The 25,239-nt window shown below is 71.3% G+C and carries 21 protein-coding genes and 2 pseudogenes; 10 read left to right on the top strand and 13 right to left on the bottom strand.

Annotated elements, in window-relative coordinates:
- The first annotated feature begins 71 nt into the window (after positions 1–71).
- Positions 72–1,199 (top strand): methyltransferase domain-containing protein, encoded by a 1,128-nt coding sequence (locus QSK26_RS06700; RefSeq protein ID WP_285774082.1) that lies wholly within the window; start codon positions 72–74, stop codon positions 1,197–1,199.
- A gap of 65 nt (positions 1,200–1,264) precedes the next feature.
- Complete coding sequence (locus QSK26_RS06695) at positions 1,265–1,420, top strand: helix-turn-helix domain-containing protein (RefSeq protein WP_285774081.1); 156 nt, start codon at positions 1,265–1,267, stop codon at positions 1,418–1,420.
- 48 nt (positions 1,421–1,468) lie between these two features.
- Here QSK26_RS06695 and QSK26_RS06690 read toward each other — a convergent pair whose 3' ends face one another.
- From QSK26_RS06690 to QSK26_RS06680, 3 genes are read right to left on the bottom strand one after another with little or no spacing between them, the layout of a single operon-like run.
- Positions 1,469–2,554, bottom strand: coding sequence for a Zn-dependent alcohol dehydrogenase (locus QSK26_RS06690; RefSeq protein ID WP_285774080.1), 1,086 nt, complete (start codon positions 2,552–2,554; stop codon positions 1,469–1,471).
- A gap of 25 nt (positions 2,555–2,579) precedes the next feature.
- A complete protein-coding gene (locus QSK26_RS06685; protein ID WP_285774079.1) occupies positions 2,580–2,771 on the bottom strand; it encodes a ferredoxin in 192 nt (63 codons plus the stop codon).
- A 28-nt stretch (positions 2,772–2,799) separates the two neighbouring features.
- Entirely contained in the window at positions 2,800–3,264 is a 465-nt protein-coding gene (locus QSK26_RS06680; RefSeq protein WP_285774078.1) for a pyridoxamine 5'-phosphate oxidase family protein, read from the bottom strand.
- Between the two features lie 143 nt (positions 3,265–3,407).
- Between QSK26_RS06680 and QSK26_RS06675 the strand changes: the two genes are divergently transcribed.
- Entirely contained in the window at positions 3,408–4,055 is a 648-nt protein-coding gene (locus tag QSK26_RS06675) for a class I SAM-dependent methyltransferase (RefSeq protein ID WP_285774077.1), read from the top strand.
- 144 nt (positions 4,056–4,199) lie between these two features.
- Here the strand turns inward: QSK26_RS06675 and QSK26_RS06670 are convergent, their stop codons facing one another.
- The 4 genes from QSK26_RS06670 to QSK26_RS06655 all read right to left on the bottom strand — a co-directional run bounded on the left by QSK26_RS06670 (position 4,200) and on the right by QSK26_RS06655 (position 11,092).
- Positions 4,200–7,661 carry an acyltransferase domain-containing protein gene (locus tag QSK26_RS06670; protein ID WP_285774076.1) on the bottom strand — a complete coding sequence of 1,154 codons (3,462 nt, stop codon included), beginning with the start codon at positions 7,659–7,661 and terminating at the stop codon, positions 4,200–4,202.
- Between the two features lie 376 nt (positions 7,662–8,037).
- On the bottom strand, positions 8,038–9,114 hold the full coding sequence (locus QSK26_RS06665) for a glycoside hydrolase family 15 protein (RefSeq protein WP_285774075.1): 1,077 nt from the start codon (positions 9,112–9,114) through the stop codon (positions 8,038–8,040).
- Positions 9,111–9,824 carry a class I SAM-dependent methyltransferase gene (locus QSK26_RS06660; protein ID WP_285774074.1) on the bottom strand — a complete coding sequence of 238 codons (714 nt, stop codon included), beginning with the start codon at positions 9,822–9,824 and terminating at the stop codon, positions 9,111–9,113. Before QSK26_RS06660 ends, QSK26_RS06665 begins: the two co-directional genes overlap by 4 nt.
- A gap of 17 nt (positions 9,825–9,841) precedes the next feature.
- Positions 9,842–11,092, bottom strand: coding sequence for a glycosyltransferase family 4 protein (locus QSK26_RS06655; protein ID WP_285774073.1), 1,251 nt, complete (start codon positions 11,090–11,092; stop codon positions 9,842–9,844).
- Positions 11,093–11,394: 302 nt separating this feature from the next.
- Between QSK26_RS06655 and QSK26_RS06650 the strand changes: the two genes are divergently transcribed.
- The gene (locus QSK26_RS06650; protein ID WP_285774072.1) at positions 11,395–12,423 is read left to right on the top strand and encodes a GDP-mannose 4,6-dehydratase; all 1,029 of its coding nucleotides are present in this window, start codon (positions 11,395–11,397) and stop codon (positions 12,421–12,423) included.
- Positions 12,424–12,588: 165 nt separating this feature from the next.
- Here the strand turns inward: QSK26_RS06650 and QSK26_RS06645 are convergent, their stop codons facing one another.
- The gene (locus QSK26_RS06645) at positions 12,589–12,951 is read right to left on the bottom strand and encodes a hypothetical protein (protein ID WP_285774071.1); all 363 of its coding nucleotides are present in this window, start codon (positions 12,949–12,951) and stop codon (positions 12,589–12,591) included.
- A gap of 780 nt (positions 12,952–13,731) precedes the next feature.
- On the opposite strand from QSK26_RS06645, the gene QSK26_RS06640 reads away from it, so the two are divergent.
- Positions 13,732–14,340: a mycothiol-dependent nitroreductase Rv2466c family protein gene (locus QSK26_RS06640; protein ID WP_285774194.1), complete on the top strand. Its 609-nt coding sequence runs from the start codon at positions 13,732–13,734 to the stop codon at positions 14,338–14,340.
- A gap of 282 nt (positions 14,341–14,622) precedes the next feature.
- Here QSK26_RS06640 and QSK26_RS06635 read toward each other — a convergent pair.
- Positions 14,623–15,336: pseudogene (locus QSK26_RS06635) on the bottom strand (FAD-dependent monooxygenase); the annotation flags it as partial.
- 172 nt (positions 15,337–15,508) lie between these two features.
- Positions 15,509–15,634, bottom strand: a pseudogene (locus QSK26_RS41715) (FAD-dependent oxidoreductase); the annotation flags it as partial.
- An 86-nt stretch (positions 15,635–15,720) separates the two neighbouring features.
- Here QSK26_RS41715 and QSK26_RS06630 point away from each other — a divergent pair.
- The 4 genes from QSK26_RS06630 (at position 15,721) to QSK26_RS06615 (ending at position 18,236) form a co-directional block, all read left to right on the top strand.
- A complete protein-coding gene (locus QSK26_RS06630) occupies positions 15,721–16,341 on the top strand; it encodes a TetR/AcrR family transcriptional regulator (RefSeq protein ID WP_285774070.1) in 621 nt (206 codons plus the stop codon).
- A 303-nt stretch (positions 16,342–16,644) separates the two neighbouring features.
- A complete protein-coding gene (locus QSK26_RS06625; RefSeq protein ID WP_285774069.1) occupies positions 16,645–17,475 on the top strand; it encodes a helix-turn-helix domain-containing protein in 831 nt (276 codons plus the stop codon).
- Positions 17,463–17,675, top strand: a complete 213-nt coding sequence (locus QSK26_RS06620; protein ID WP_285774068.1) for a DUF397 domain-containing protein — start codon at positions 17,463–17,465, stop codon at positions 17,673–17,675. Before QSK26_RS06625 ends, QSK26_RS06620 begins: the two co-directional genes overlap by 13 nt.
- Positions 17,676–17,723: 48 nt before the next feature.
- Positions 17,724–18,236 carry an SAM-dependent methyltransferase gene (locus tag QSK26_RS06615; RefSeq protein ID WP_285774067.1) on the top strand — a complete coding sequence of 171 codons (513 nt, stop codon included), beginning with the start codon at positions 17,724–17,726 and terminating at the stop codon, positions 18,234–18,236.
- 81 nt (positions 18,237–18,317) lie between these two features.
- Here QSK26_RS06615 and QSK26_RS06610 read toward each other — a convergent pair whose 3' ends face one another.
- The gene (locus QSK26_RS06610) at positions 18,318–19,751 is read right to left on the bottom strand and encodes an MFS transporter (protein ID WP_285774066.1); all 1,434 of its coding nucleotides are present in this window, start codon (positions 19,749–19,751) and stop codon (positions 18,318–18,320) included.
- An 89-nt stretch (positions 19,752–19,840) separates the two neighbouring features.
- Between QSK26_RS06610 and QSK26_RS06605 the strand changes: the two genes are divergently transcribed.
- Positions 19,841–20,464, top strand: coding sequence for a winged helix-turn-helix transcriptional regulator (locus QSK26_RS06605; protein WP_285774065.1), 624 nt, complete (start codon positions 19,841–19,843; stop codon positions 20,462–20,464).
- 33 nt (positions 20,465–20,497) lie between these two features.
- Here QSK26_RS06605 and QSK26_RS06600 read toward each other — a convergent pair whose 3' ends face one another.
- A complete protein-coding gene (locus QSK26_RS06600) occupies positions 20,498–21,712 on the bottom strand; it encodes a cytochrome P450 (protein WP_285774064.1) in 1,215 nt (404 codons plus the stop codon).
- 189 nt (positions 21,713–21,901) lie between these two features.
- Positions 21,902–25,108 carry a glycosyl hydrolase family 95 catalytic domain-containing protein gene (locus tag QSK26_RS06595; RefSeq protein ID WP_285774063.1) on the bottom strand — a complete coding sequence of 1,069 codons (3,207 nt, stop codon included), beginning with the start codon at positions 25,106–25,108 and terminating at the stop codon, positions 21,902–21,904.
- Positions 25,109–25,239: the final 131 nt, after the last annotated feature.

Here is a 25,239-nt window from a genome sequence, read left to right as displayed (position 1 = left end):
CGGGCCTAATGGCTTCAAGCCGGCGTGCAACCCTAAGTTCTGCGCACCAGACCAGAAGAAGGAGGCCGGCGGTGACCTGGCAGGAACACGCTCAAACGCTGGCTCATGAGGTAACCCATCGGGGCTGCTGGTACGGGGCGGTAGCAAACATCCCCCGACACCTGTTGGTGCCCCATTGGTGGGACGACTCGAAGGGGCACTGGGTGTTCCGCGATGGGCCGTCAGACCCTGAGTCGTGGATGGCGGCGGCCTACAGTGACCAAACGCTGGCCACACAGGTAGGGCCGTTGCATGCGGACCATGCTCAGCCCGACGACGATCCGCCCGGTCGGCCTACGTCCTCTTCTACGCTGCCGGGCCTGGTCGTGGCGATGCTCCGGCATCTGCACGTACCCCCTGGGGCGGCGGTGCTCGACGTCGCCACCGGCTCGGGCTATAGCGCGGCCCTCCTCTGCCACCAGCTCGGCGACGAACACGTGACCAGCATTGACGTCGACCCCTACTTGACCGAGGTCGCTGCTGAACGCCTCGACGCGATCGACCTGCATCCGAAGGTGCTCACCTGCGATGCCACGGGCGCTTTGCCTGGCGAGTACGACCGCATCGTAGCCATGGTGTCGGTCCAGTCCATCCCACCTGGCTGGCTGACCGCGCTTCGTCCTGGCGGTCGACTGGTAGCGGTCATCGCGAACACCTCGCTGATCATCACCGCCAACAAGACCGATGACGGCGGAGCAGTTGGGAGAGTGGAGTGGGATCGTGCGGCGTTCATGGAGACACGCACTGGCCCGGACTACCCACCCGGCCTGCAAGGGCGGTTCGAGGCGATCCAGGATGGAGAAGACGAGGAAGTCACTGAAGGCCGCTACCCGGTAGTGAACGTGTCCGATGCCTGGGATCTGGCCTCCATGCTCGAAGTGACGGCGCCCGGCATAGAACACTTCTACCGCGCGAATGACGGTAGCCGCACGGCGTGGATGATTCATGAGGACGGCTCGTGGGCGGTTGCGAGCGCCGTCGGGGACGAGCTTCCCGTTGTCCGCCAGGGCGGCTCGCGCCGGTTGTGGGACATCCCTGATGACATCCGGCATCGATGGCTGGTGGAAGGTGAACTACCGTTGCGTGGGGCGCGCGTCTGGATCGAACCCGATGGTGTGATCCGTCTGGCCCGCGCCGGATGGCGCGCGACCATACCGTAACCAGCAGCCACGAACGCTGACACGCGGCCGCCCTGCTCGCGGCGGGGCTGGACGGCTGTGAGGCGTTGGTCTCCTTCGCCGCGGTCGGCGCCGCCCCGGAGGCCAACTTCGCCGGACGCGGCTGGACCAGCCAGCAGTGGGCGGAGGCCAGGGAACGGCTGGCCGAGCGCGGACTGGTCGATGCCGAGGGCCGCGCCACCGACCGGGGGCGCGCTTCGTGACGATGTCACACGGGCCCCCGGCCCCGGTGCGGGGCCGGGGGCCCGAGGTCAGTCCATGACGACGATCTGGCGCAGGACCTCGCCGCCGCGCAGGGCGGCGACCGCGTCGTTGAGGTCGGCCAGCCTGATCCGGGAGCTGATCATGCTCTCCAGGTCGAGCTTGCCGGCCTTCCACAGGCTGGTGAAGTAGGGGAAGTCGTGGCGGACGTCGGAGCCGCCGTACAGCGAGCTGAGCAGGTTCTTGCCTTCGAAGAGCAGGCTGAAGGCGGGGAAGGTGACCATGTCGTCGGCCGCGCCGGCGCCGACGACGATGACGTCGCCGCCCCGGCGGGCCGCCCGCCAGGCCGTCTTGACCGCCGCCGACTTGCCGACCACCTCGAAGGAGTGGTCGAACCCGCGCCCGCCGGTCACCGACGCGATGGTGTCGGCGAGCGCGTCCGGCGTGCAGGCGTGCGTGGCGCCCACCTTCCTGGCCAGCTCGTGCTTGGACTCCAGCGGGTCGACGGCCAGGATCGTGGTGGCCCCGGAGATGCGGGCCCCCTGGATCACCGCCAGCCCGACGCCGCCGCAGCCGACGACCGCGACGGTGGCCCCCGGGCGTACCCGGGCAGTGTTGAGCACCGCGCCCACGCCCGTGGTGATGCCGCAGCCGATCAGGGCCGCGACCTCGAACGGCACGTCCGAGTCGATCTTGATCGCGCCCTGGTGCGGGATGACGATCTCCTCGGCCCAGGTGCCGCACCCGGCCATGCCGAAGGCGGGCGTGTCACCGCCGTAGCGGAACCGGGCGTTGACGAAGCTGTCCATGACGTACGTCAGGCACAGGTACGGCTGGCCGTTGAGGCAGCTGTCGCACTGCTGGCACGCCGGGGTCCAGTTGACGATCACGTGGTCGCCCGGCTTGACGCCGGTCACGTGGTCGCCCACTTCGAGGACCTCGCCCGCTCCCTCGTGGCCGGGGACGACCGGGAGCGGCATGGGCAGCACCCCGGTGAGCACGGACAGGTCCGAGTGGCAGACGCCAGTGGCCCGCACCTTCACCCGGACGTCGTTCGGGCCCATCGGGGCCAGGGTGAAGTCGTCTCGGATGTCGAGCTTGTCGTCTCCGACGGCGTGCAGCAGCGCGGCTCGCATGGGCGATACCTCCTGGAAGGGGGGTTTACTCCTCTAGGGAGATGGCGGCTTTGGGGCAGGAACGCGCCGCGTGCCGTACCCGGTCGGACAGGTCCGCCGGTGGCTCGGGCAGCAAAACGTGCAACTGGTCCTCGTCGTCGAGGTCGAAGACCTCGGGTGCGAGCCCCATGCAGACTCCATTGGCCTCACAGACCAAGTAGTCGACTTTGACTTTCATCTGGAGTCACCTCCACAACGGTGATACGTCAGGCGGACGTCGTCGCGCCGAGCTTGCGATGGTCCCATGAGACCACGCGCGAAGGCTCGACGGCGTAGGCGACTCTCTTCCGCCCGGTGTGCTCGACGTACTCGCGGAGGCCGTCGTCGCCCGCCTCCCCGAGGCCGGGCATCCGCCGGGTCACCGCCAGCCCGACGGAGATCACGTCCTCCAGCCTGCGCGCGGTCCCGTAGATCATCACGCCGCGCAGCTCGGAGTAGTCGTCGCCCGCCTCGATCAGGCAGGTCACCCGGGGGTCGCGCTCGATGTTCCGGGTCTTCTGCGCCTTGCCGTACGTCCAGAAGGACACCCTGCCCCCGGTCAGGCCGTAGAACATGGTCACCATGTGCGGCGTGCCGTCGGGGTTGATCGTGCCGAGCTGGAACTTGTGCGAATCCCCGATGAAGGCGGCGATCTCGTCGTCGGACATCACGATGCGGGCGCGCTGATTCACGGTGCCAAGTAGAACAGGTTGCAACAAGCCGGGCAAGTGGTCGCCGGAAGGTTGTTCGGTTGGGTGGCGTGACGCCGTGACCTCGGTAGTCTTGGCTGCCCATACTGCCGCAAGCTTCGCAAAACCGCAGGAAAAGGACCCTGATGACCGACGCGACCATGCCCCCCGATCTGCTGTACGCCGCCGAGCGTGCCAAGGGCTTCATGCCGCCCGCCGAGGGGCTGGCCCTGTTCGAGGTGGCCTGCGCGTACGGCTCGCGCGGGCCGATCTGCGAGATCGGCACCTACTGCGGCAAGTCCGCGATCTACCTCGGCGCGGCTGCCCGGCACACCGGCTCCGTCGTGGTCACCGTGGACCACCACCGGGGCTCGGAGGAGATCCAGCCCGGCTGGGCGCACCACGACCCCACGCTCGTGGACCCCCGCTTCGGCAAGATGGACTCGCTGCCCGTCTTCCGCTGCACGATCGCCGCGGCCGGGCTGGAGGACGAGGTGATCGCCGTCGTGGGCCGGTCCGAGCAGGTGGCCGCCCTGTGGAACACCCCGCTGGCCATGCTGTTCATCGACGGCGGGCACGCCGAGGAGCCGGCCAGGGCCGACTACGAAGGCTGGGCGCCGCACGTCATGCCCGGCGGCGTACTCGCCGTGCACGACGTGTTCGAACGACCGCAGGACGGCGGGCAGGCCCCCTACCGCGTCTACCGCCGGGCTCTGGACTCGGGCGCCTTCCGCGAGATCCGGCACGAGGGCTCACTGCGCGTGCTGGAGCGGGTGGGCCCGGGCATCGGCTGACCCCTCCGGTCAACACCTACCGAAGCCGCGCTTCCCGGTTCGCGGTTCGCGGCCTCCGGTTCCCGGTTCGCGGTTCTCGGCCTCTGGCTTCCGGTTCTCGGCCTCTGGCTTTCGGTTGCCGGTCGGTACGGGCCGGGGTGCGGGTCACGGTCCCTGGCGGGGGACGCGGAAGAGGTGGCGGGGGTCGCCGGTGAAGACGCGGTCCCGCCAGATGTCCATCGGCCGGGCTGGGCGCCCGGCGTAGAGCGGCGTGAGGTCCGGGATCGCGGCGCACGCCCACAGGGCGGCGGCGGTCTCGGCCGCGGCGACGCCGTCCGGGCCGAAGGTGTCGGTGGCGACCGCGGGCACCCCCGTCGGGGCCGCCAGCGCGGCGAGGACCCGGCCCGGCCCCGCCTCGCAGAACAGGTCGGTGCTGTCCACCACCTGGTCCAGCGCGTCCCAGAAGCGCACCGGGACGATCAGATGCGCCTTGAGCAGTTCGGCGAGATCCTCGCGCGGCCCGATCGGGCGGCCGGTCACGGTCGAGACGAGCATCCGCCGCGGCGGGCCGAACGACACCCCTTGCAGGCATTCGGCGAACTTGCTCGCGCAGACGGCGACGTGCGGCGAGTGCAGCGCCCTGGTGACCGGCAGCACGCTGGCCCGCATGCCCTCCTCCGCGGCCCGTTTGGCGATCAGCAGCACCTCGGAGTCGCGCCCGGACAACACGTGCGCGGTCGGTCCGTTGGCCGCCGCGATCACCATCCCGGTACCTCTGACCAGGCGTTCCGTGCCCTCCCTGGTGGTGGCCACGCTGATCATGCCGGTGCCGGGGGTGCCCAGTTCGCTCATCAGCCGGCCGCGCCGCCGTACCAGCCTGCGCGCCGCCAGCGCGGACAGGCAGCCCGCCCAGACCAGCCCGGTGATCTCGCCGAGGCCGTGCCCGACCGCGGCCCCCGCGTCGAGGCCCAGCCGGTCCAGCTCGCGCAGCGCCGCCAGCGAAGCCTCCAAGATCGCCGGTTGGGCGATGGCGGTGTCCGCGGGCATGTCGCCCACCGCCGACCGCCCGTACTCCTCCTGGCGGCGCACGGGCGCGTCCTGGCCCGGCAGCAGCAGCGTGACCCGCCCGCGTACGCCGGCGCCCAGGTACACCCCGGCGCTGACGGACAGCCGGGCCTGGCACAGCCCGGCCAGCCGCCCGGCGGCGGTCCGCGCCCGCGCGGCCAGTTCCTCCGCCGTCCCCGCGACGAGCCCGACCCGCAACGGCCCGCAGGCCGCCTCCGCGGCCAGGGCACAGGCCAGGTCGTGCAGCTCCGCCTCCGTCCAGCGCGGCGCCTGGTCCGCGATGCGTTCGAGCACCGGCCGCACGGCCGGGCCGTCCGCACCGGTCAGCGCGAACACCAGCGGCTCCCGCGTGGAAGGGGCCGTCCCCGAGATGGTCACCACTCCTATCCCCTTCCTGGGCAGGGTTCCGTGCGCGTTCCTGGTCAGGTTGTCGTCGCCGGGCGGATGGGGGTTGCCGGGCGGGTTGTCGCGGTCGGGCAGATCGGCGTGGCCGGGCGGATGGGGGTGGCCGGGCGGGTTGTCGTGGTCGTGGCGCGGGGGGTGCGCGTCGGCGGGTGGGATGCTGTGGGCGGGTTCCCGCCAGGTTCCGCGCAGGTCGCCCGGGCGGGTGCCGGGTGGGGTCCGGGGTACGTTCGCCGGTGGTGGCGGGGGTTCGCGCAGGACTATGTGGGTGTTGACGCCGCCGTAGCCCATCGCGCTCACGCCCGCGTGCCGCGGCCCCCGCGCGGGCCAGGGACGCGGCCGGGACAGCACGCGCAGGAGGGTGCCGGGGGCGGCGAGCAGCCGGTGCGGGTGCTCGGCGGCGGCCGGCGGCAGCACGCCGTACGCGATGCTCAGCGCCGCCTTGATCACACCGGCCACCCCCGCCGCAGCCCCACCGTGCCCGACGTTCCCCTCAACCGCGCCCACCACCGCCCACCCGAGCCCACCCCCGATGGCCCCGTTCCCGGTGACCTTGTTCCCCGGGGTCCTGCTTCCTGTGGTCCCGTTCCTCGGGATCACGTTCCCGATGGCCTTGTACCCCGGCGTCCGATCTCCCGTGATCCCGCCCCCGATGGCCCCGTCCGCCGCCGCTCCGCTCGCGGTGGTCCCGTTCCCCGTGGTTCCGTCCCCCATGGCCCCGTTCGCGGTGGTCCCGTTCCCTATGGTTCCCTTCGCGGTGGTTCCGTCCCCTGTGGCCTCGTCCCCCGTGGCCCCGTTCCCCGTGGTTCCGTTGGTGGTGGGCTTGTTCACCGTGGTTCCGTTGTCGGTGGTTTTCGACGTGGCTCGGGGGCTCTCGTCGGGAGGGTGGGGGTGGTCGGCGTGGTCCGGGTCCGTGGGGGCCTCCGGCGGGCGGGGGATTGCCGGGGCGGTCCTGTGCCGGGACTGGGGTGGGACGCGGGAGGGGCCGGTGGAGTGGTCACGGAGCAGGCGGGTGAGGGCGGTGAGGCCGACGCCGCCGCGCCGGGACGGATCGTGTCCCTCGAAGAGTGCGACCGCGCTCGGCCGTACGCCCGCGTGCGCGTAGGCGCGGCGCATCGCGAGCAGGCGGCCGTCCACCTCGGACAGTGTCAGGCCGCCGTGGCCGTCGGAGGAGACGCCCCACCCGGCGATCTCCGCGTAGATGCGCAGCCCCCGCTCGCGCGCGTCGGCCGTGCGCATCAACGCGATGACCCCGCACCCCTCACCGGGCCGCAGGCCGTCGTCCCGCTGCCCGAACGGCCGAGGCGTCCCGCCGTCCCAGTGCCCGAACGGCCGAGGCGTCTCGCCGTACTGGTGTCCGACCGGCCGTGGCGTCCCGCCGGGCAGGTGCGGCGGCGGTTGCGGGCACGCGGCGTGGCCGGGGAGTCCTGAGGGCGGGGGCGGGGTGCACCCGGGGAGGTTCGATGGCGGGGGCGGGGTGTAGCCGGGGAGGCTCGATGGCGGGGGTGGGGAGATGGCGCGGCTGGAGAGGTCGAGGTCCACGCCGCCCGCGAGGGCGAGGTCGGCGCCGCCGTCGCGCAGGGTACGGCAGGCGGCGATCAGGGCCGGCATGGACGGAGTGCCGGCGTCGTCCAGGGGGAAGACGCCGCGCCGGTCGAAGTAGTGGGTGAGGATCTCGACGGCGGTGGCGGGGAGTTCGCCGTAGAGGTGTTCGTCGTAGGACTTCGGGATTGGCGGGAGGTTGGCGATGACGACCGACAGGCGCAGGCCATCCAGCCCTTCCGCCGCGCGGAACCCGGCGTCGGCGAGCGCCCGCCGGGCGGTGTCGGCCGCCAGCAGCCGCGCCGGATCGTCGCGGGACGCAGGGCGGCCGGTGCTTCCGGTGCTGTCTATGCCTCCGACGCCGGTGCCCCCGGTGCCTCCCGTGGTGCCCGTGAACCCGGTGGTGCCGTTGGGGGCGGTGTGTGAGCGGGGCTCGTCGAGGCCCGGGATCTCGAAGGGCTCGGCCGAGGGGGTCCAGCCTTCGATACGGGCCACCTGGCCGCCCGGACCTGGGAGGAAGGCGCGGCGCCGGGTGAGGACGGTCTCCCACAGCGCGTCGAGCCCGTTGGCGTCGGGGAGGACGCAGGCCATACCGACGATCGCGACGTTCACTGGCATACCGGAGACGGGAACCCCTTGTTCCTCGGCATTGTGCATGCTTCCCCCGAACGCATGGACCGATGAGGTCTCCGTCGAAGCTAACGACCGGCCATCGGCCTCTCAAGCACATCCCCGCCCACCCGCCGCAAAGAGATGCCCATTAAAGAAAGGCGCCGGGCGTCGGTTTCCCGCGCCGCCCCAGCCGGTGTTCCGCAGGTTCGCGACGAGCGGCGAGGACGGCCTCCGACGGCACCTCGGGGGTGGCACGAGCGGCGTCCTGGAGGTGACACGAGCGGTGTTCCGGGGTGATGCGGCGGTGGGGTGAGCGGCGATGGCTCGGGTGACGGTGGGGTGAGTGTGGGGGGCCGGTGGGATCGGCGAGGGAGTGGGCGGGTCAGCTCGGGGTCAGTTCGGGGTGGCAGCCGCAGTGTGGGGAGCCGGTGGGGGCGGGGGTGGTGACGGAGCGGAAGAGGGCGGCGGCGGGGGTGGCGCCGGAGAGGGCGTCGGCGGCGAGGATGACCGCGGCGGCCGTGTAGGCCGACTGCTCGTTCGGGAAGTGCCGCCGGTTGACGAACTGCCAGCCGGTCCAGTAAGAGCCGTCCTCGTGCCGCAGGTGCTGCATGTCGGTGTAGACGCGCAGGGCGCGGTCGCGGTCGCCCATGGCGTCGAGCGCCAGCACCAGCTCGCAGGACTCGGCCCCGGTGACCCACGGCTGGTCGCTGACGCAGCGGATGCCGAGGCCGGGCACGTAGAACCGCTCCCAGTCCCCGGCGACGCGGGCGTGGGCATCGGGTCCGCGCACGGCGCCGCCGAGCACGGGGTAGTACCAGTCCATCGAGAACCGGCTCTTGTCGGCGAACGCCTCCGGATGCGCGGCCACCACGTGGCCGAGCCGGTCGGCGGCGAGTTCCCACTCCGGCTGCGGGTCGCCGAGGCGCTCGGCCAGCCGTACGCCGCAGCGCAGGCCCTGGTGGATGGAGGAGCAGCCGGTGAGCAGCGCGTAGGGGGCGGCGGCGCCGTCGGGCCCGCGCTGCCAGACGATCTCGCCGCGCGGGGTCTGCAGGTCCACGACGAAGTCCAGCGCCCGCCGTACGGCCGGCCACATCGTACGGGCGAACGCCTCGTCACCCGTCACCAGCAGTTCGTGCCACACGCCGACCGCGATGTAGGCGGCGTGGTTGGACTCCCCGGCGGGTTGGGCGGCCCGGCCGTCGAGGATCTTCATCGGCCAGGAGCCGTCCGGGCGCTGGTGGCGCACCAGCCAGTCGTAGCCGCGCCTGGCCTCCTCGGTGAGGCCGGCCACGGTCAGGGCCATCAGGCACTCGACGTGGTTCCAGGCGTCCACGTGTCCCTCGGGCCAGGGTACGCCGCCGTCGGCCTGTTGCACCGCGGCGATGCTCTTGGCCGTCTGGAGCACCTGCTCGCGGCTGAGCACCCCCGCGACCTCGGGGATCTCGGTGCCAGGCGTCATGCCGGCTTCCGGGCGTAGACCACCACGCTCTTGCCGATGACCGGGTTGAGCACGGCCTCGGCGAGCCGGGTCAACGGGGGGCGCTTCATGATGTCCCAGACGAGCAGCTCGTGGTACGCCTTGGCGAGCGGGTGGTCGTCGTTGTTCACGCCGACCGCGCACTTGATCCACCAGTAGGGCGCGTGCAGTCCGTGGGCGTGGTGGTGGCCGCCGACCTCCAGGCCGGCGGACTTCAGCTTCGCCTGGAGCTCGGCCAGCGTGTAGATCCGCACGTGCCCGCCGGGGGCCGTGTGGTAGTCCTCGTCCAGCGCCCAGCAGATCCGCTCGGGCAGGAAGCTGGGCACGGTGACCGCGACCCGGCCGCCGGGCTTGAGCACCCGGACGATCTCCCGCATGGCCGCCATGTCGTCCGGGATGTGCTCAAGGACCTCGGCGGCGATCACGTAGTCGAAGGTGCCGTCGTCGAAGGGCATGTCCAGCGCGTCGCCGACCACGGTGTCCCCGCCGGTGCCGGGGGGCACCTCGCCCGCCTGGTCCATCGCCTTGAACATGGTCGCGACGTTGTCCAGTTCGGCCGCGTCCTGGTCGAAGGCCACCACGTGCGCTCCGCGCCTCAGCACCTCGAAGGCGTGCCGCCCGCCTCCGCAGCCCAGGTCGAGCACCCGGTCGCCCGGTCCCACCGGCAGGCGTCCGAAATCGACGGTCAGCAATGCGCCTCCTCGTAGGGTTATCTCGTGCCGGCCGTACGGGCGGCGATGGCCTCGCGGTAGGTCTCGGCCGTCCGCTTCGCCACGACGTTCCAGGTGTAGCGCTCCATGACGCGCTCGTAGCCGCGCCGCCCGACCTCCTCCCGCTCGCGCGGGGAGTCGTGCAGCCGGCGCAGGACGGCGGCCAGTTCCTCGGCGTCGCCGGGGGCCACCTGGACGGCCGCATCGCCGACCACCTCGGGCAGCGCCCCGGTACGGCTGGCGACCAGCGGGGTGGCGCAGGCCATGTGCTCGACGGCGGGCAGCGAGAACCCCTCGTAGAGGGAGGGCACGACGGAGATCTCGGAGGTCGCGATCAGCTCGCCCAGTTCAGTGTCGGAGATCCCGTGCACGAAGCGCACCCGGTCGTGCAGGCTCAGCTCGGCGACCAGCTTCTCGGTCGGGCCGCCGGGGGTGGGCTTGCTGACGACGGTGAGGTTCACGTCGCGTTCGGTGGCGAGCTTGGCGACCGCGCGCAGCAGCGTGGCCACGCCCTTCATCGGGGAGTCGGCGCTGGCCACCGCGACGATCGAGCCCTTGCGCCGGGGGAGGTGCGGGCGGGGGTGGAAGTAGCGGGTGTCCACGCCGAGCGGGATGAGCCGCATGTTCGCCTGCGGCACGCTGAAGTCGCGGTGGATGTCGGCGAGGGAGGATTCGCTCACGGTCAGGATCGGGTTCAGCCGGGGCGCGACGTGGCTCTGCATCCGGACGAAGCCGTACCAGCGGCGCATGCTGAGCTTCTTCATCCCCTTGGCGGCCTGGAGCTCGATCCGCCGGTCCACGCTGATCGGGTGGTGGATCGTGCCGACCACCGGGAAGAGCTTCTGGATGCCGAGCAGGCCGTATCCGAGGGTCTGGTTGTCCTGCACGACGTCGAAGTCGCCGACCCGCTTCTTCAGCTCCCGGTAGGCGCGCAGGGTGAAGGTCAGCGGCTCGGGGAAGCCCGCGGTCCACATGGTGCCCACTTCGAGGGCGTCGATCCAGTCGCGGAACTCGCGCAGCGGCGGCGTCCTGAAGGGGTGGTCGTCGTTGTAGAGGTCCAGGCTGGGGATCTTGGTCAGGATGACGCCCTCGTCCAGCTCCGGGTACGGCTGGCCGGAGAAGACCTCCACCCGGTGCCCGAGGGCCACCAGCTCGCGGCTGAGGTGCCGTAGATAGACGCCCTGACCGCCACAGGTCGGCTTGCTGCGATAGGAGAGCAGCGCGACCCGCAGCGCGTCCGCACCTGCCACGGGACACCCCTTTCGACGACGGTAACCGCGACGGTAGCCGCCCAAATAGGGGCATGTACCGTGAAAGATGACCTTAGTTGCGAACCATACCATTCGGCAGTCTGGCGGAGCTGAGGTGAAATTGTGTCTCACGTCACCTTCACACTCCGCGAACTGCGAAGTTAGCCTGACCGAGCAGCGTTCTGTGGAACGTGTTCTAGCGGGGATGGTGGGTTTCGGCGGGCCAGGGCATAGCGGTCGGCAGGCGACGTGAGGGTACATTCGCCTCTCAACAGGCCGTGTGACGAGTGTTGGAGGATCCGTTGGCCAGTCGCGCTCTGATCACCGGTATCACGGGCCAGGACGGCTCCTACCTCGCCGAGCACCTGCTCGCGCAGGGATACGAGGTGTGGGGGCTGGTCCGCGGGCAGGCCAACCCGCGTGTGTCACGTGTGCGCAGGCTGCTCCAGGACGTCCAGCTCGTCCGCGGCGACCTGCTCGACCAGGGGTCGCTGATCTCCGCCGTGGAACGCGTGCGCCCCGACGAGGTGTACAACCTGGGCGCCATCTCGTTCGTCCCGATGTCCTGGGAGCAGGCCGAGCTGACCGCCGAGGTCACTGGCATGGGCGTGCTGCGCATGCTGGAGGCGATCCGGGTGTGCTCCGGCATCTCGGCCTCCCGTACGGTCGGCGGCGCCGGGCAGATCCGCTTCTACCAGGCGTCCTCCTCCGAGATGTTCGGCCAGGTCAGGGAGACCCCGCAGACCGAGCGCACCCCCTTCCACCCTCGCTCCCCGTACGGCGTCGCCAAGGCGTACGGCCACTTCCTCACCCAGAACTACCGCGAGTCGTACGGCATGTACGCCGTCTCCGGCATCCTGTTCAACCACGAGTCGCCGCGCCGGGGAGCGGAGTTCGTCACCCGCAAGGTCACCCTCGGCGCCGCCAGGATCAAGCTCGGCCTCGCCGGCGAGCTGCGGCTCGGCAACCTGGAGGCGCGCCGCGACTGGGGCTACGCCGGCGACTACGCCCGCGCCATGCATCTCATGCTCCGCGCGACCACCCCCGAGGACTACGTCATCGGCACCGGCCGCACCCACTCGGTCCGCGAACTCGTCGAGGCCGCCTTCGCCGCCGCCGGCCTGGACTGGGAACGCCACGTCGTCGTCGACCAGTCCCTGCACCGCCCCGCCGAGGTCGACCTCCTCTGCGCCGACCCCAAGAAGGCCCGCACCCAGCTCGGCTGGGAGCCGTCCGTCTCCTTCGAAGACCTGGTCACCATGATGGTAGAAGCCGACCTCCGCCTCCTCACCGAAGGCGGCGACCCCGACCAGGACTCCTCCTGGCCCTGACCTGCCCTGCCCTGACCTGTCCCTAGCTCTGCCCTGCCCTGCGCTGCCCTGCGCTGCGTTGACCTGCCCCGCTGTGCCCTCATCTGCCCTGCCCTGCCCATCACCCCTGGCTCGTTTAGTTTGGGGTGTGTGGTGGGAGGGGGTGGCTTGGTGGGGGATGGGGGGTTACACCCAGCCGGGGGGCATGAGTTTGTCCGCTTGCCAGCGGGCGGGGCGTTGCTCGTCGGGGGGCGGGTTGTCCAGGTCGATGTAGACGACTGGGTCGGCGCGGTGGCGGACGACGTCGGCGAGGAGTTCGGTCAGGCCGGCGAGGATCTCGCCGGGGCGGGTCGGCTCGCCGAAGGCGCCGATGCGCACCGGTTCGCGGCCGTCGGTGAGGCGGGCATACAGCACGAAGTCCCCGGAACTGCCCGGGTCGGGGCGGTCTCCCTTGGCCAAGCCATCCGAGACGTAGAGCGAGACGATCCGGTCGGCGCGGATCAACTCGGTGAGCGCGGTACAGATCCAGACATGTGCCAGCTCGGTCATGTCCTGAGTCTGACCGTCACGGACCGGGTTGCGTACAACGATTGGATAAGGGCCGGTCGGTGCCGCCGACGAGCCGGTGGCCTTCGGCGATGCGGTCGCGCAGCCGCCGGGCGGCCTGCTCCACCGGGACATGGCAGTCACGGGGTGCCGAGCATCATGGAAGCCGTGAACCGCATCATGTCCTGATTCGCCAGGCGAACTGCCTCGGGTGGCCGCTGTAGGCGGCTGGCGAAGGTGCGAAGGTCCAACTATCTGAGATGGCGAAGCTCCGGCTGGCGGAGGTGGTGAGGGTCTGGCTGGCAGAAGTGGTGAGGGTCTGGCTGTCTGAGGTGGCGACGGTCCGGCTGGCGGAGGTGGTGAATTCTGGCTGTCTTAGGTGGTGGATGTCAGGGGTGGTTCTTGCGCGACCACTTCTCTGTTCGACGGACCTTGTCGCTCACCGCTTGTTGTCTGTTCCGCAACAGCTTCGACTGCTTTCTGTCCCCACGGCAGCCGCGTCCTGGCCGGTCTTCTTCATGGCTTTCGCGAGATCCTTCTGGAGTCGGAGGGTTCTCGGCGACCTTCTTCGCGGGTGCCGGCGAGTTTCTCCCGCCGGACGGCATGCGCTTCTGCAGGGGCTCGCCGTGGTGCGGGCCGGGGGCCTCGGTGAAGTTCCCGTCGTCGGGCGGGACGGGTCGGCGGCGGCCGGTAGCGGGGTGGCGGCGCCGGCGGGTGCTGCGCCGGGTTCCGATCTGTCGGGCAGACTGCTCGGTAGATCCCGGCGAAGGTGGAGTGACCCCGGTGGACAAGCTGATCGCGGACTTCTGGTTCGACCCGTCCTGCCCGTACACGTGGATCACCTCGCGGTGGATGCTGGAGGTGGCGAAGGTCCGGCCGGTCGAGGTGCGCTGGAACCTGATGAGCCTGTCGGTGCTCAACGAGGGCCGCGACGACGACCCGGAGGGCGACCCCGAGGGCTACCTGTGGGTGCCGGTGCGCATCTGTGCGGCGGTGCGGCGGCGGTACGGCGGGCAGGCGCTCGGCCGGTTCTACACCGCGCTGTGGACCGCCGGCCGCGACGGGGACTGGCTCGGCGACCTGCACACCGCGCTGGCCGCCGCGGGGCTGCCGGTCGAGCTGGCCGAGGCCGGGATGTCGGCGGAGTACGACGACGAGGTGCGCGCCTCGCACGCCGAGGGCATCGGGCTCATCGGCGACCACGTCGGCACCCCGGTGATCGCGGTCACCGGCGCCGGCGCGGAACGCGTCGTGTTCTTCGGCCCTGTCATCTCCCGGATTCCCACCGGGGAGGAGGCCGGGCGGCTCTGGGACGGGACGCTGCTGGTGGCCGGCGTCCGGGGGTTCCACGAGCTCAAGGGGCTCCCGCACGAGGAGCCCCGGCTCGGCTGAGGCGCCGGCCGGGACCCGGCAGGACGCCCGGGCCGCCTCGAAGCCGGTGTCGAAGCCGGTGTCGAAGCCGGTGTCGAAGCCGGTGTCGAAGCCGGTGTCGTAGGTGTAGAGCCAGGCGGTGGCCCTCTCGTGGAAGTGGCGGATGAAGAAGGGCATCACCAGGTCGTTCAGCCGCCGGCGTACCGGCCCCGCGGTCTTGCCGCCGCGGTTGTCCTCGGCCATCTTGGCCATCCTGGCCGCGCGGGGGCGGCGCAGCCGGTCGTACCCGGCCAGCGCCTCCGGGATGGACGGCGCCCTGCGCAGCTCCCCGGCCAGCACGAGCGCGTCCTCGACGGCCATGGAGGCGCCCTGGCCGGCGCCGACCGGGTGCGCCGCGTCCCCGATGAGCACGATCCGGTCGTCGTGCCAGACCGGCACCTCGTCCAGCACGTGTCCCGGCGTCGCGCGGTGCAGCCGGGTGGCCGCGGCGAGGATGTCCGAGGGCGTCTTCTCCTGGCGGTACAGCTCGGCGAGCCTGTCGAGGGTGACCGTGGCGAGGTCGGGCTGCTCGCGCAGGGCCACCTGGGCCGACCACCAGACGGTGCCGTCCGGCACGGGCACGTAGAGGAAGGCGCCGTTGCGGGCGAAGACCAGGTTGAAGACGCCCGGTTCCAGGTCGAGCCCCGCTGAGACGCCGGTGAAGTGGCACAGCCCGGCGTAGACGGGAGTGGGCGCGGCCGGGTCGAGCGCGGCCCGGGTCGCCGACCAGATGCCGTCCGCGCCGACCAGCAGATCCGCCTCCACCGTACGGCCGTCGCCGACTCCCGGCAGGTCCGCCCCCGCCGTACGGCTGCCGCCGACTCCCGGCAGGTCCGCCTCCGCTGCACGGCTGTCGCCGAACTTCACGCGCACCCCGCTGGGGCCGGAGACCGCGTTCACCAGGCGCTCCCCGGTGACGAAGTGGGCGCCGGAGCGTAGCGCCTCCTCGCGGAGCGTCTCGACGAGCCGGCCGCGCATGAGGGTGACGGAGCGCAGGGGGTCGCCGGGCAGGCGGCCCCTCGGCACGTCGCCGAGGAGCTTGCCTGAGCCGCTCCACATCCGCTGCCGGGGGACCGCGAAGCCGGCCCGCCGGACCTGCTCCATGCAGCCGAGCCGGTCCAGGGCGCGCAGCCCGTTGCCGGACGCTCAGGAAGGAGCCGACCGGGCCGGCGGGGGACTCGTGTGCCTCGTAGACGGTGACGTCGGCGCCGATCCGGCGCAGCGCGATCGCGGCGGTGGAACCCGCCACCCCGCCGCCGGCGATGATGACCCGCATAGGTGAACCCACTTTCGGTGAATCTAGATTCGGCGAATATGGGCTCAGTATGATGTCCGCTGCGAGAGGTCGTCAAGGGAGGTTCCATGGGGGTCCGTAAGGAGAGGGCGGCCGAGACCCAGGCCGCGCTCAAGGAGGCGGCCAGGCGGGTGTTCGTCGAGCGCGGCTACCTGAACACGAAGATCGGCGACATCACGGCCGCCGCCGGTCGCGCCACCGGCTCCTTCTACGACCACTTCAGCAGCAAGGAGGATCTGCTGGCGGCGCTGCTGGGCGACATGCAGGCGCAGGCCGACGCCGAGATCGCCGCGGGCGGCCATCCGCGCGAGCACGACCTCACCGACCGCGCCCAGCTCCGCGAGCACCTCGCGGTCTCCTGGCACGTGTTCCGCGACCACCTGCCGGTGATGGTGGCGCTGTTCCAGTCGTCCATGGCCGCCGATCCGGGGTCCGGGCGGGCCTGGCGGCAGCTCGCCGAGGAGACCGACGTCCTCCGCGACCACCTCCAGTACCTGCGGGAGCGCGGGCACGAGCTGCCCGGCGACCCTGCCGTCGTCGCGGCCGCGATCGGCGCCATGATCTCCATGCTCGGCTACACCGTCCTGACCGCCGGTGAGCATGGGCCCGACGCCGGCCCGGACGAGATCCTCGACACCGTCACCGATCTCCTCCTGCACGGACTCGCCGGCCCGCCCCGGCCCGCCTAGGGTTATCCGCTCTCCTGACTCGCGGTCGGAGGCCGTTGTTTCGGTCGGTGCTATTCGGTGTTTGCCGCAGCTCCGAACAGGTTGTGCGCATTATGCCCGGCATTTTGGGGCAAACTCCTGTATTACTGTGTCATGTTACCGAAGTTGTCGCAGGAGTAGATGTCTGACCAGGGCGCATGCGAGCATGTCGGGGAGGACGGTACCGGAGCGGCCAGTGGTGACATTTAGTGATCTCTTTTGGTCACTTTGTTATGGCCGAGTCCGGCGGGACCGCAGGCGGGTCACATCCATATGGGAGGCGGCATGGAACGCGATCTTGGTTCGGGTAAGTCCGCTCGTGCGCTCTTCTCCGCGGAAATGGTGCGGCTGAGAAGGGAAAGAGGGCTCTCCCAGAGCATGCTCGGAAAGCGGCTTCAGGTTCACCGTACCCTGATCTCGCATATCGAGCGCGGTGGAAAGCCGCCACAGCGTGAGATCGCCGAGGGGCTCGACACCGTCTTCGACCTGACCGAGCAGGGGCATTTCATCGGCCTGTACAAGCGGATGGTGCGCGATCTCGGGACTATCGGCTGGTTCCTGCGCTGGCTTGAGGTCGAGCCCAGGGCGTCCCTGCTGCGCTTCTGGGATCCGCTGCTGATTCCCGGCTTTCTGCAGACGGAGGACTACGCTCGCGCGATATTCAGCCAGGAGCCGACCGTCTCGGCGGGTGAGGTCGAGGAGCGCGTCGCGATCAGGATGGCCCGCCGTGCCATCCTCGACAGGAAAGAGCCGCCACGTGTCTGGATCATGATGGAGGAGAGCGTGCTCAACCGCCCGATCGGCGGCGAACACGTGCTCCGCGACCAACTCCGCCATTTGCTGAATATGGCCGAGCATCCGAGCGTGACCCTGCAGGTCGTGCCCGTCTCTGCCGGTTGCGCCCCCGGCCTGCTGAGCGCCTTCGCCCTGGCCCGGGTGCCGGACGACGACTTCGAGATCGCCACGGTCCAGTCGGCCGGGGACGGGGTGGTCACCACCGATCCGGGTATGATCACGCGTTTGTCGCTGCGCTGTGACACCATACGAAACGACGCTTTATCGCAGCACGACTCGTTGCGCCTCATCGAGAGGGCGGCAGAGCAATGGACGAAGTGAATCTCACGGGAGCGGTCTGGCGCAAGGCGCGGGCCAGTGGCGGCACGGGCGGGGAGTGCGTCGAGGTGGCCACCATTCCGCCGGATGTGATCGCCGTCCGCGACAGTAAAGATCCCGCCGAGGCGGTTCTGCTGTTGTCCCTCGATCAGTGGCGGGCCTTCACCTGGGGCGTCCGACGGGATGAATTCGGGGTTGCCTGACAAACGGGACGGCCTTCTTCGCCGGCGAATGCCTGCTATTTTCCGGGCATGGTGTTACCTGAGCGGCTGAGCTGGGCGGTGGAGACGATCGGCGTGCGTCCCGCCGATCGGGTGCTGGAGATCGGCTGCGGTCCGGGCGTCGCGGTCGGACTGGTGTGCGCACGCCTGGCCGGAGGCACGATCACGGCCATCGATCGCTCCGAGAAGGCGATCGACGCCGCGAGGCGCCGCAACGCCGAGCACATCGCCGCCGGAAAGGCGGTCCTGCGTACCGCGAGCCTGGTGGACGGGGCCTTCGGCGACGACTCCTTCGACAGGATCTTCGCGGTCAACGTCAACCTTTTCTGGACGGCCTCCCCGGCCCGGGAGATCGGGCTCCTCGGCCGCTGGCTGGCCCCCGGCGGAAGCGTGCACCTGTTCTACGAGGCGCCCGGGGCCGAGCGGGCCGAGGAGATCGCGGGCAGGGTGCCTCCGGCGTTCGAGGCGCTCGGCTGGACCGCCACCGTGGTGCGGCACCGCGAGTCGGCGCACCTGGTGGCCGTCGTGGCCGGGACGCGCTGACGCCCGGGGCGGGGGCAGGAGCCGGAGGCCGGGCGGCGGGGCGGGGGGCAGCGAGCCGTGGGCCGGGCGGCGGGGCGGGGGTCAGGAGCTGTGGGCCGGGCGGCGGGGCGGGGTCATGCCCAGGGCGGTGACGGCGGCGAGGAGACCGACGCCTGCGGTCGCCCACCAGGCGTGCACGTACGAGGAGAGGACGTCGCCGGAGGCGGCGGTGCCGGCGAGCACGGCCACCAGGAGCGCCACGCCCAGGCTGGTGCCGATCTGACGGCTCATGTTGACCACGGCGCTGCCGGTCGCCGCCCGCGCGGGCGGCAGGTCGGCGGTGGCGGCGGACAGGATGGTGGGCAGCGCCAGCCCGACCCCGGCACCGCCGATCAGCCACCCGGGCAGCAGGTCGGTGGCGTAGTGCGGGGTCGTGCCGACGCTGAGCAGCAGCACGACGGAGCCCAGCGCGAAGAGCAGGCAGCCCGCCCCGGCCTGTACGCCGACCGGCACCCGGCGCCCGAAGCGATGGGCCAGCGCCGAGACGACGGGCACCATCAGCGGGCCGGGCGCCACCGCGAGCCCGGTCTGCAGCGGGCTGTAGTGCCACACCTGCTGCATCCACTGGATCACGCCGAGCAGGTTCGCCGCGAAGGCCACGCTGAACAGCACCGAGGTCACGTTGGACCAGGCGAACGCCCGCACCCGCAGCAGCGCGGGCTCCACGATCGGCGCCGGATGGCGGGTCATCCGGTACCCGAACACCGCCGCGGCGAGCACGACGACGGCGAAGGCGGTGAGGATGCCCGCCGACGCCCACCCCCGGTCCGGGCCCTGGACGAGCGCCAGGGTCAGCGCGCCGATCGCCAGCGCGAGCACGATCGCGCCGAGCACGTCCGGGATCCGACCGGCGGCGGTGTCCCGGGAGTCCGGCACCAGGCGGGCGGCGGCGACGAGCGCGACCACGCCCACCGGGATGTTCACCAGGAATACCCACTGCCACGACGCCTCCACCAGCAGGCCGCCGAGCACCGGTCCCAGTGCGGAGGCGAGCGCGCCGGAGGCGGCCCAGATGCGCACCGCGCGCGCCCGGCGCTCCGGCGGGTTGGCCGCGACGAGCAGGCCGAGGCTGGCCGGGGTCAGCATCGCGGCGCCCACGGCCTGGAGCACCCGGAAGGCCACCAGGGCCCACAGGCCGGAACTCGCCGCGCACGCCGCGCTGGCCAGTGTGAACAGCGCGAGCCCGGCCATGAACCCGGCCTTGCGGCCGTAGCGGTCGGCGAGCCGGCCGAGCGGGACGAGCAGCGCGGCGTAGACGATCGTGTACGCGTTGAGGATCCAGCTGAGGTCCGGTAGCGAGACGCCGGAGAAGTCCCGGCCGATACCGGTGAAGGCGACGTTCACGATGAACACGTCCAGGCCGGCCATGAACGCCGCCGCGGACAGTACCGTCAGGATCAGGGCGGGCCGGTGCGGCGGTGCCGCGGGCGGGCTCGGGACGGCGACCGTGGCCGCCTGCTGGCTATGGGATTCCATGGCCAGCAGGTTCGCACCTGACTATGGTTGAGTCAATTCAGGTCTTGCCACTGGCTGTGGCAGGGCAAAGTCAGGGGTAGCGTGGCCTCATGGACACGGCGCACATGAAACTCGCCGGAGCGGCGGCCGACCGGGACCGCTGGGAGGCCCGGGACTGCTCCATCGACGGCGCACTGAAGATCGTCGGCACCCGCTCGGCCATGCTGCTGATGCGGGAGGCGCACTACGGCACCACGCGGTTCGAGGACTTCGTGCGCAGGGTCGGCATCACCGAGGCGGTCGCCGCGGCACGGCTGCGCGAGCTGGTCACCGCGGGCCTGCTCGCCCGCCGGGCGTACAAGAACCCCGGCGAGCGCACCCGGCACGAGTACGTCCTGACCGAGGCGGGGGGCGAGCTGCAGCTGGTGCTCATGGCGTTCATCCAGTGGGGCGACCGCCACCTGCCCCGCAGGGGCGGCCCGCCGCTGGACTTCCGGCACACCGGCTGCGAGGAGCCGATCGCGGTACGGCTGAGCTGCGCGGCCGGGCACGACGTCGAGCCGGGCGCGATCACCGTCCGCGGCACGTGGGGCCGGCCCACGCCGGCCACGGAGAAGGCCACGGGGAAGGCCGCGGGGAAGGCCACAGCCGAGGCAGCGGCCGACGTCACGGCCGACGTCACGGCCGCGGTCGCGGCCGAGGGTGCGGGCAAGGACGTGAGCCCCGCCGGTTAGAACGCGCCGGCGGGGCCGAGGTCGGCGGGCCTGTCAGCCGAGGGCGACCGGGAGGTCCTTGATGCCGTTGATGAAGTACGAGCGCAGGCGGCGGGCCTCGCCGGTCTGGTGCAGCTTCGGGTAACGGCGGGCCAGCGTCTCGAACAGGACGCGCAGCTCCATCTTGGCGAGGTGGTTGCCGAGGCAGAAGTGCGCGCCGCCGCCGCCGAAGCCGATGTGCGGGTTCGGGTCGCGGCCGATGTCGAAGGTGGTCGGCGCGGCGAAGACGGACTCGTCCCGGTTGGCCGAGGTGTAGAACACCACGACCTTGTCGCCCTCGCCGATCTTCTGGTCGCCGAGCACCGTGTCGGCCGTGGCCGTACGCCGGAACAGGTTGACCGGGGAGACCCAGCGGACGATCTCGTCGGCCGCGGTGCGGGCCAGCGACGGGTCGGCGACCAGCCGGTCCCACTGCTCGGGGTGCTCGAAGAGGGCGAGCATGCCACCGGACGCGGCGTTGCGGGTGGTCTCGTTGCCGGCCACCACGAGCAGCAGCACGAACAGGTCGAACTCGTCCTGGGACAGCACCTCGCCGCCGTCGCCCGGCTGGAGGAGCTTGGTGACGATGTCGTCGCGCGGGTTCTCCCTGCGCTCGGCGGCGAGCTGGTTGGCGTAGGCGTAGACCTGCATGGCCGCCTGGCCGGCCTCGTCGGGCGCGGGCGCGTAGTCGGGGTCGTCGGCGCCGATCATCTGGTTGGACCAGCTGAAGATCTTGTCCCGGTCCTCGACCGGCGCGCCGAGCAGCTCGCAGATCACGTAGAGCGGCAGCGGGGCGGCGATGTCGCGGACGAAGTCGATCTCGCTCCGCTCCTCGGCCTCGTCGAACAACTGGTCGCAGATGTCGCGGATGTGCTGTTCGAGGACGTTGATGGCCCGGGGGGTGAAGCCCCGGTTGACCAGGGAACGGCGCCGGGTGTGCTCCGGCGGGTCCTGGTTGAGCATCATCATCCGCTGCAGGGCCAGCATTTCCTCCGGCACCTCGGGGAAGAGCGACAACCGGCGGCTGGAGGAGTAGAGATCGCTGTTCCTGGACACGGTCACGACGTCTTCGAGCTTGGTGACCGCCCAGAAGGCGGGCCAGTCCAGCTCCTCGTCGCCCTTGTGCCGGAACACCGGCGCGTTCGCGCGCAGCCACGCGAACTGGTCGTGCGGCGCGCCCTCACGGGCGTAGTGGTCGTAGTCGACCAGGTCGATGTCAGAGGGGTTCATCGGCGGCACCCGGTTCACTAGAACGCGTTCTATACCTGGTCAAGGGTACGGCAAGCGCGGGCGGCCCACGACCACCCGCGGCGTATCGTCCCCTTTCACGCGGAGGCCGCCCGCCCCGTGCGGGGCGGGCGGCCGGTGCCGTACGGTCGCGGGCTTCGGGGGAGGGTGCCGCCCGCGGCGTGCGGCGGGTCAGAACGCGATGTCGCGCCAGGTGCCGACCTCGGCGGCGGGCAGGGCCGTCGGCAGGACGGCCATGCGGTCCACCGCGCCGGAGAGGCGCTGGCCGCCGCCCTGGTCGGCGGCGAACCGGAGCGGCCTGGCGGTGCAGCCGGTGATGCCGTCGGTCGGCACCGTGCCGCCGCCGGCGCGGGCGCCGTCCACGTAGACGTTCACCGCGCCGGTCCGGTCCATCGTGACCACCAGGTCGACATAGCGGCCGGTCGGCACGGTCGCGTTGGTGGTGATGTTCTGACCGGAGCCGATGAACCTGAGCCGGTTGTCCGGGGTCAGGTCCAGGATGATCCCGTCGTTGCCCGGGTTGCCCGAGGGCTGGCTGTCGAAGAGCCGCCGGTAGCCGCTCCCCGCCACCTTCACCTCGGCGGCGAACGTCGCCTCCTGGAGATAGCCGAGCTTCGTGTCCCCGGAGGTGAGGTAGTTCGAGCCGTCCAGGACCAGGCCGCTGCCGGTCGGCGCCGTGGCGTCGTAGGCGGCGGCGCCGGAGACGGTGGCGTTCCTGCCGTTGCCCGAGGCGTCGGCGACGGTGCCGCCCCCGGCCGGGTCCCAGGCCACCACCGGCTTGTCCGCGGGCGGTACGGCGCACGGCGGCAGGTACACCACCGCGGAGTCGGCCGCGCTCCAGGAGTCGGCGCGGACTTCGGCGGAGATCGTCGCGCTGCGGGTGCCGTCGGTCGGCGGGGCCGAGACGCTGAACGTCGCGGTCCGGGTCCTGCCGGCGGGCACGGCGGGCAGCTTCACCGTGGCGGGCTCGGCGGTCCAGCCCTGCGGCAGGCCGAGCGTGACCCTGCCCGCGGGCACGGCGCGCCGGCCGAGCGCCGAGACGGTCACCTCGACCGGGAAGGTCGAGTCGGGCGCGGCCTCGGCGGCCGGGGTGACGGTGACCGCGATCTCGTTCTTGATCGTGTAGGACTTGCCCGCCCTGGCGTTCCAGCTCAGCGTGTCGCCGGAACGGTGCGGGCCGACCTCGTGGCCCTGCTCGTCGTAGACCCGGTAGCGGCCCTTGACGAAGTCGGAGCGGACCTTGATCTGCCCCGTCCTGCTGATGTGCAGCGTGACCTCCTTGGCCGCGCCGTCCTGCCAGGACGCGTCCATGGTCACGTCACCGCGGGCCCGCAGGCCGGTGACCGAGCCCTCGCGCCACGCCGAGGGGAGCGCGGGCAGCACGTGGATCTCGTCGTTCTGGCTCTGCACCAGCATCTCGGACATGCCGGAGGTGGCGCCGAAGTTGCCGTCGATCTGGAACGGCGGGTGGGTGTCCCAGAGGTTCTCCAGGGTGGAGGACTTGAGCTGCTCGCTCAGCATCTTGTGCGCGTGGTCGCCGTCCAGCAGCCGCGCCCAGAAGTTGATCTTCCATGCCTTGCTCCAGCCGGTGCCGCCGTCGCCGCGCGCGGTCAGCGAGACCTTGGCCGCCTGGCCCTCCGGGCTGTCCGGGGTGATCTGCCGGCCGGGGTGCAGGGCGAACAGGTGGGACACGTGCCGGTGCTCGTTGTTCGGGTCGTCCCAGTCGGTCTTCCACTCCTGGAGCTGGCCCCACGAGCCGATCCTGATGCCCGGGTCGAGCTTGGCGAGCGCGGCCCGCACCTCGGCCTGGAAGGAGTCGTCGATCTTGAGGACCTTGCCCGCCTCCAGCACGTTGCTGAACAGGTCCCAGACGATCTGCTGGGACATCGAGGCGCCCGCGGAGAAGTCGCCCTGCTCCGGTGAGTAGCTGGGGGAGACGACCAGCTTGCCGTCACGCGGGTCGGCGTAGAGGTTGTCCAGCCAGAACTCCGCCGCGCCCTTCATCACCGGGTAGGCGGTCTCCCGCAGGTACTTCGTGTCCAGCCCGAACCGGTAGTGGTCGTACATCTGCTGGGTCAGCCAGGCCCCGGCCTCGGGGAACCAGAACGACGACGCGTAGTCGTGCACGCCGGTGAAGCCGAACGGGTTCGTCTCGTTCATCACCACCCAGCCGCGCGACCCGAACATGTCCTGCGCGGTCTTCTGACCGGCGGGGACCATCGACTTCACGTAGTCGTCGTAGGCCCCGGTGGTCTCGGCGAGGTTGGTCTGCTCGGCGAGCCAGTAGTTCATCTGCAGGTTGATGTTGACGTGGTAGTCGGCCGACCACGGCGGGTTGGTGGAGTTGTTCCACACGCCCTGCAGGTTGGCCGGCAGCGAGCCGTCCCTTGAGGAGGCGATCAGCAGGTAGCGGCCGTAGGCGAAGAACATCGCCTCCAGCGCCCGGTCGTCGGCCGAGGAGCCGCCGGTGTACGCCGCGCGCAGCCGGTCGGTCGGGATCGCCGGGGTGGAGCCGCCGAGGTCCAGCCTGACCCGGTCGAACAGCTTCTTGTAGTCGGCCTGGTGGGCCTTCTTGACCCGGTCGTAGCCCTGCGCCGCGGCCTTGTCCACCGCGGCGGTCACCGCGGCGTGCGGGTCGGTCCCGCGGTAGGCCGGATAGGTGTCGGCGTAGTCGGTGCCCGCCGACAGCACGAAGACCGCGCTGTCCGCCTCGCTCACGGTGATCCGGTCGGCCCCGTCGGTACGGCTGCCGCCCTCGGTCAGCACCTGGACCTGGGCCTCGAACTTCATCCCGTTGTCGGCCAGCGTGCCCTTGATCGTGAGACGCCCGCCGGAGACGGTGACCTGCTTGTCGTTGCGCGGCGACGACGTGCGCAGGGAGAAGGAGACCTTGCCCTTCTGGTCGCCCGCGATGCGGCCGACGATGACGTTGCCCGGGTAGCTGGCGAAGTACTCGCGGGTGTAGCCGACGCCGCCGGCGGTGTAGCCGACGCGGGCCACCGCGTCGCGCAGGCTCAGCTCCCTGCGGTAGTTCGTGGCGTCGGTGTGGCCGGTGTCCAGCCACAGGTCGCCGAAGGTCTGGTAGGCGCCGAAGCCGGACTTCGGCTGGCCGAGCTTCGCGGCCACGGAGTTGGGGGTCATCCGGCCGTCGCGGTCGATCTGCGCCTGCACGTCGGCGATCGCGCCGGGCCGGGGGGCGGTCCAGTTGCCGAAGTTGTAGTTGCGCGCGCCGGGGCCGCCGGTCCACAACGTCTTCTCGTTGAACTGGATCTGCTCGCTGCCGACTCCGCCGAAGACCATGGCGCCGAGGGCGCCGTTGCCGATCGGCAGGGCCTGGGTTTCCCAGTCGGTGGCGGGTTTGTCGTACCAGAGGGTCAAGTCATCGGGTCTATCCGTGGCGCTCGCCACGGTGGTCGGCGCGGCCTGAGCCGTCGCCTGAAGCGGTAAGCCGATCAGCAGGCAAGCGGCCGCCATGGCCACTGCGCTCGCCCGGAGTCTGGGGGGTGACT

Source organism: Microtetraspora sp. NBRC 13810, from assembly GCF_030268685.1.
Taxonomy (GTDB): domain Bacteria; phylum Actinomycetota; class Actinomycetes; order Streptosporangiales; family Streptosporangiaceae; genus BSRQ01.
Note: the sequence above shows the minus strand (reverse complement) of the source record. Positions and strands in the feature narration are given on the sequence as shown.

Excerpts from the sequence above, each read along its gene's own strand:
- QSK26_RS06690 (WP_285774080.1), bottom strand. The coding sequence starts at position 2,554 with ATGCGAGCCGCGCTGCTGCACGCCGTCGGAGACGACAAGCTCGACATC.
- QSK26_RS06685 (WP_285774079.1), bottom strand. The coding sequence starts at position 2,771 with ATGAAAGTCAAAGTCGACTACTTGGTCTGTGAGGCCAATGGAGTCTGC.
- QSK26_RS06675 (WP_285774077.1), top strand. The coding sequence starts at position 3,408 with ATGACCGACGCGACCATGCCCCCCGATCTGCTGTACGCCGCCGAGCGT.
- QSK26_RS06670 (WP_285774076.1), bottom strand. The coding sequence starts at position 7,661 with ATGCCAGTGAACGTCGCGATCGTCGGTATGGCCTGCGTCCTCCCCGAC.
- QSK26_RS06665 (WP_285774075.1), bottom strand. The coding sequence starts at position 9,114 with ATGACGCCTGGCACCGAGATCCCCGAGGTCGCGGGGGTGCTCAGCCGC.
- QSK26_RS06645 (WP_285774071.1), bottom strand. The coding sequence starts at position 12,951 with ATGACCGAGCTGGCACATGTCTGGATCTGTACCGCGCTCACCGAGTTG.
- QSK26_RS06630 (WP_285774070.1), top strand. The coding sequence starts at position 15,721 with ATGGGGGTCCGTAAGGAGAGGGCGGCCGAGACCCAGGCCGCGCTCAAG.
- QSK26_RS06625 (WP_285774069.1), top strand. The coding sequence starts at position 16,645 with ATGGAACGCGATCTTGGTTCGGGTAAGTCCGCTCGTGCGCTCTTCTCC.
- QSK26_RS06620 (WP_285774068.1), top strand. The coding sequence starts at position 17,463 with ATGGACGAAGTGAATCTCACGGGAGCGGTCTGGCGCAAGGCGCGGGCC.
- QSK26_RS06615 (WP_285774067.1), top strand. The coding sequence starts at position 17,724 with ATGGTGTTACCTGAGCGGCTGAGCTGGGCGGTGGAGACGATCGGCGTG.
- QSK26_RS06610 (WP_285774066.1), bottom strand. The coding sequence starts at position 19,751 with ATGGAATCCCATAGCCAGCAGGCGGCCACGGTCGCCGTCCCGAGCCCG.
- QSK26_RS06605 (WP_285774065.1), top strand. The coding sequence starts at position 19,841 with ATGGACACGGCGCACATGAAACTCGCCGGAGCGGCGGCCGACCGGGAC.
- QSK26_RS06600 (WP_285774064.1), bottom strand. The coding sequence starts at position 21,712 with ATGAACCCCTCTGACATCGACCTGGTCGACTACGACCACTACGCCCGT.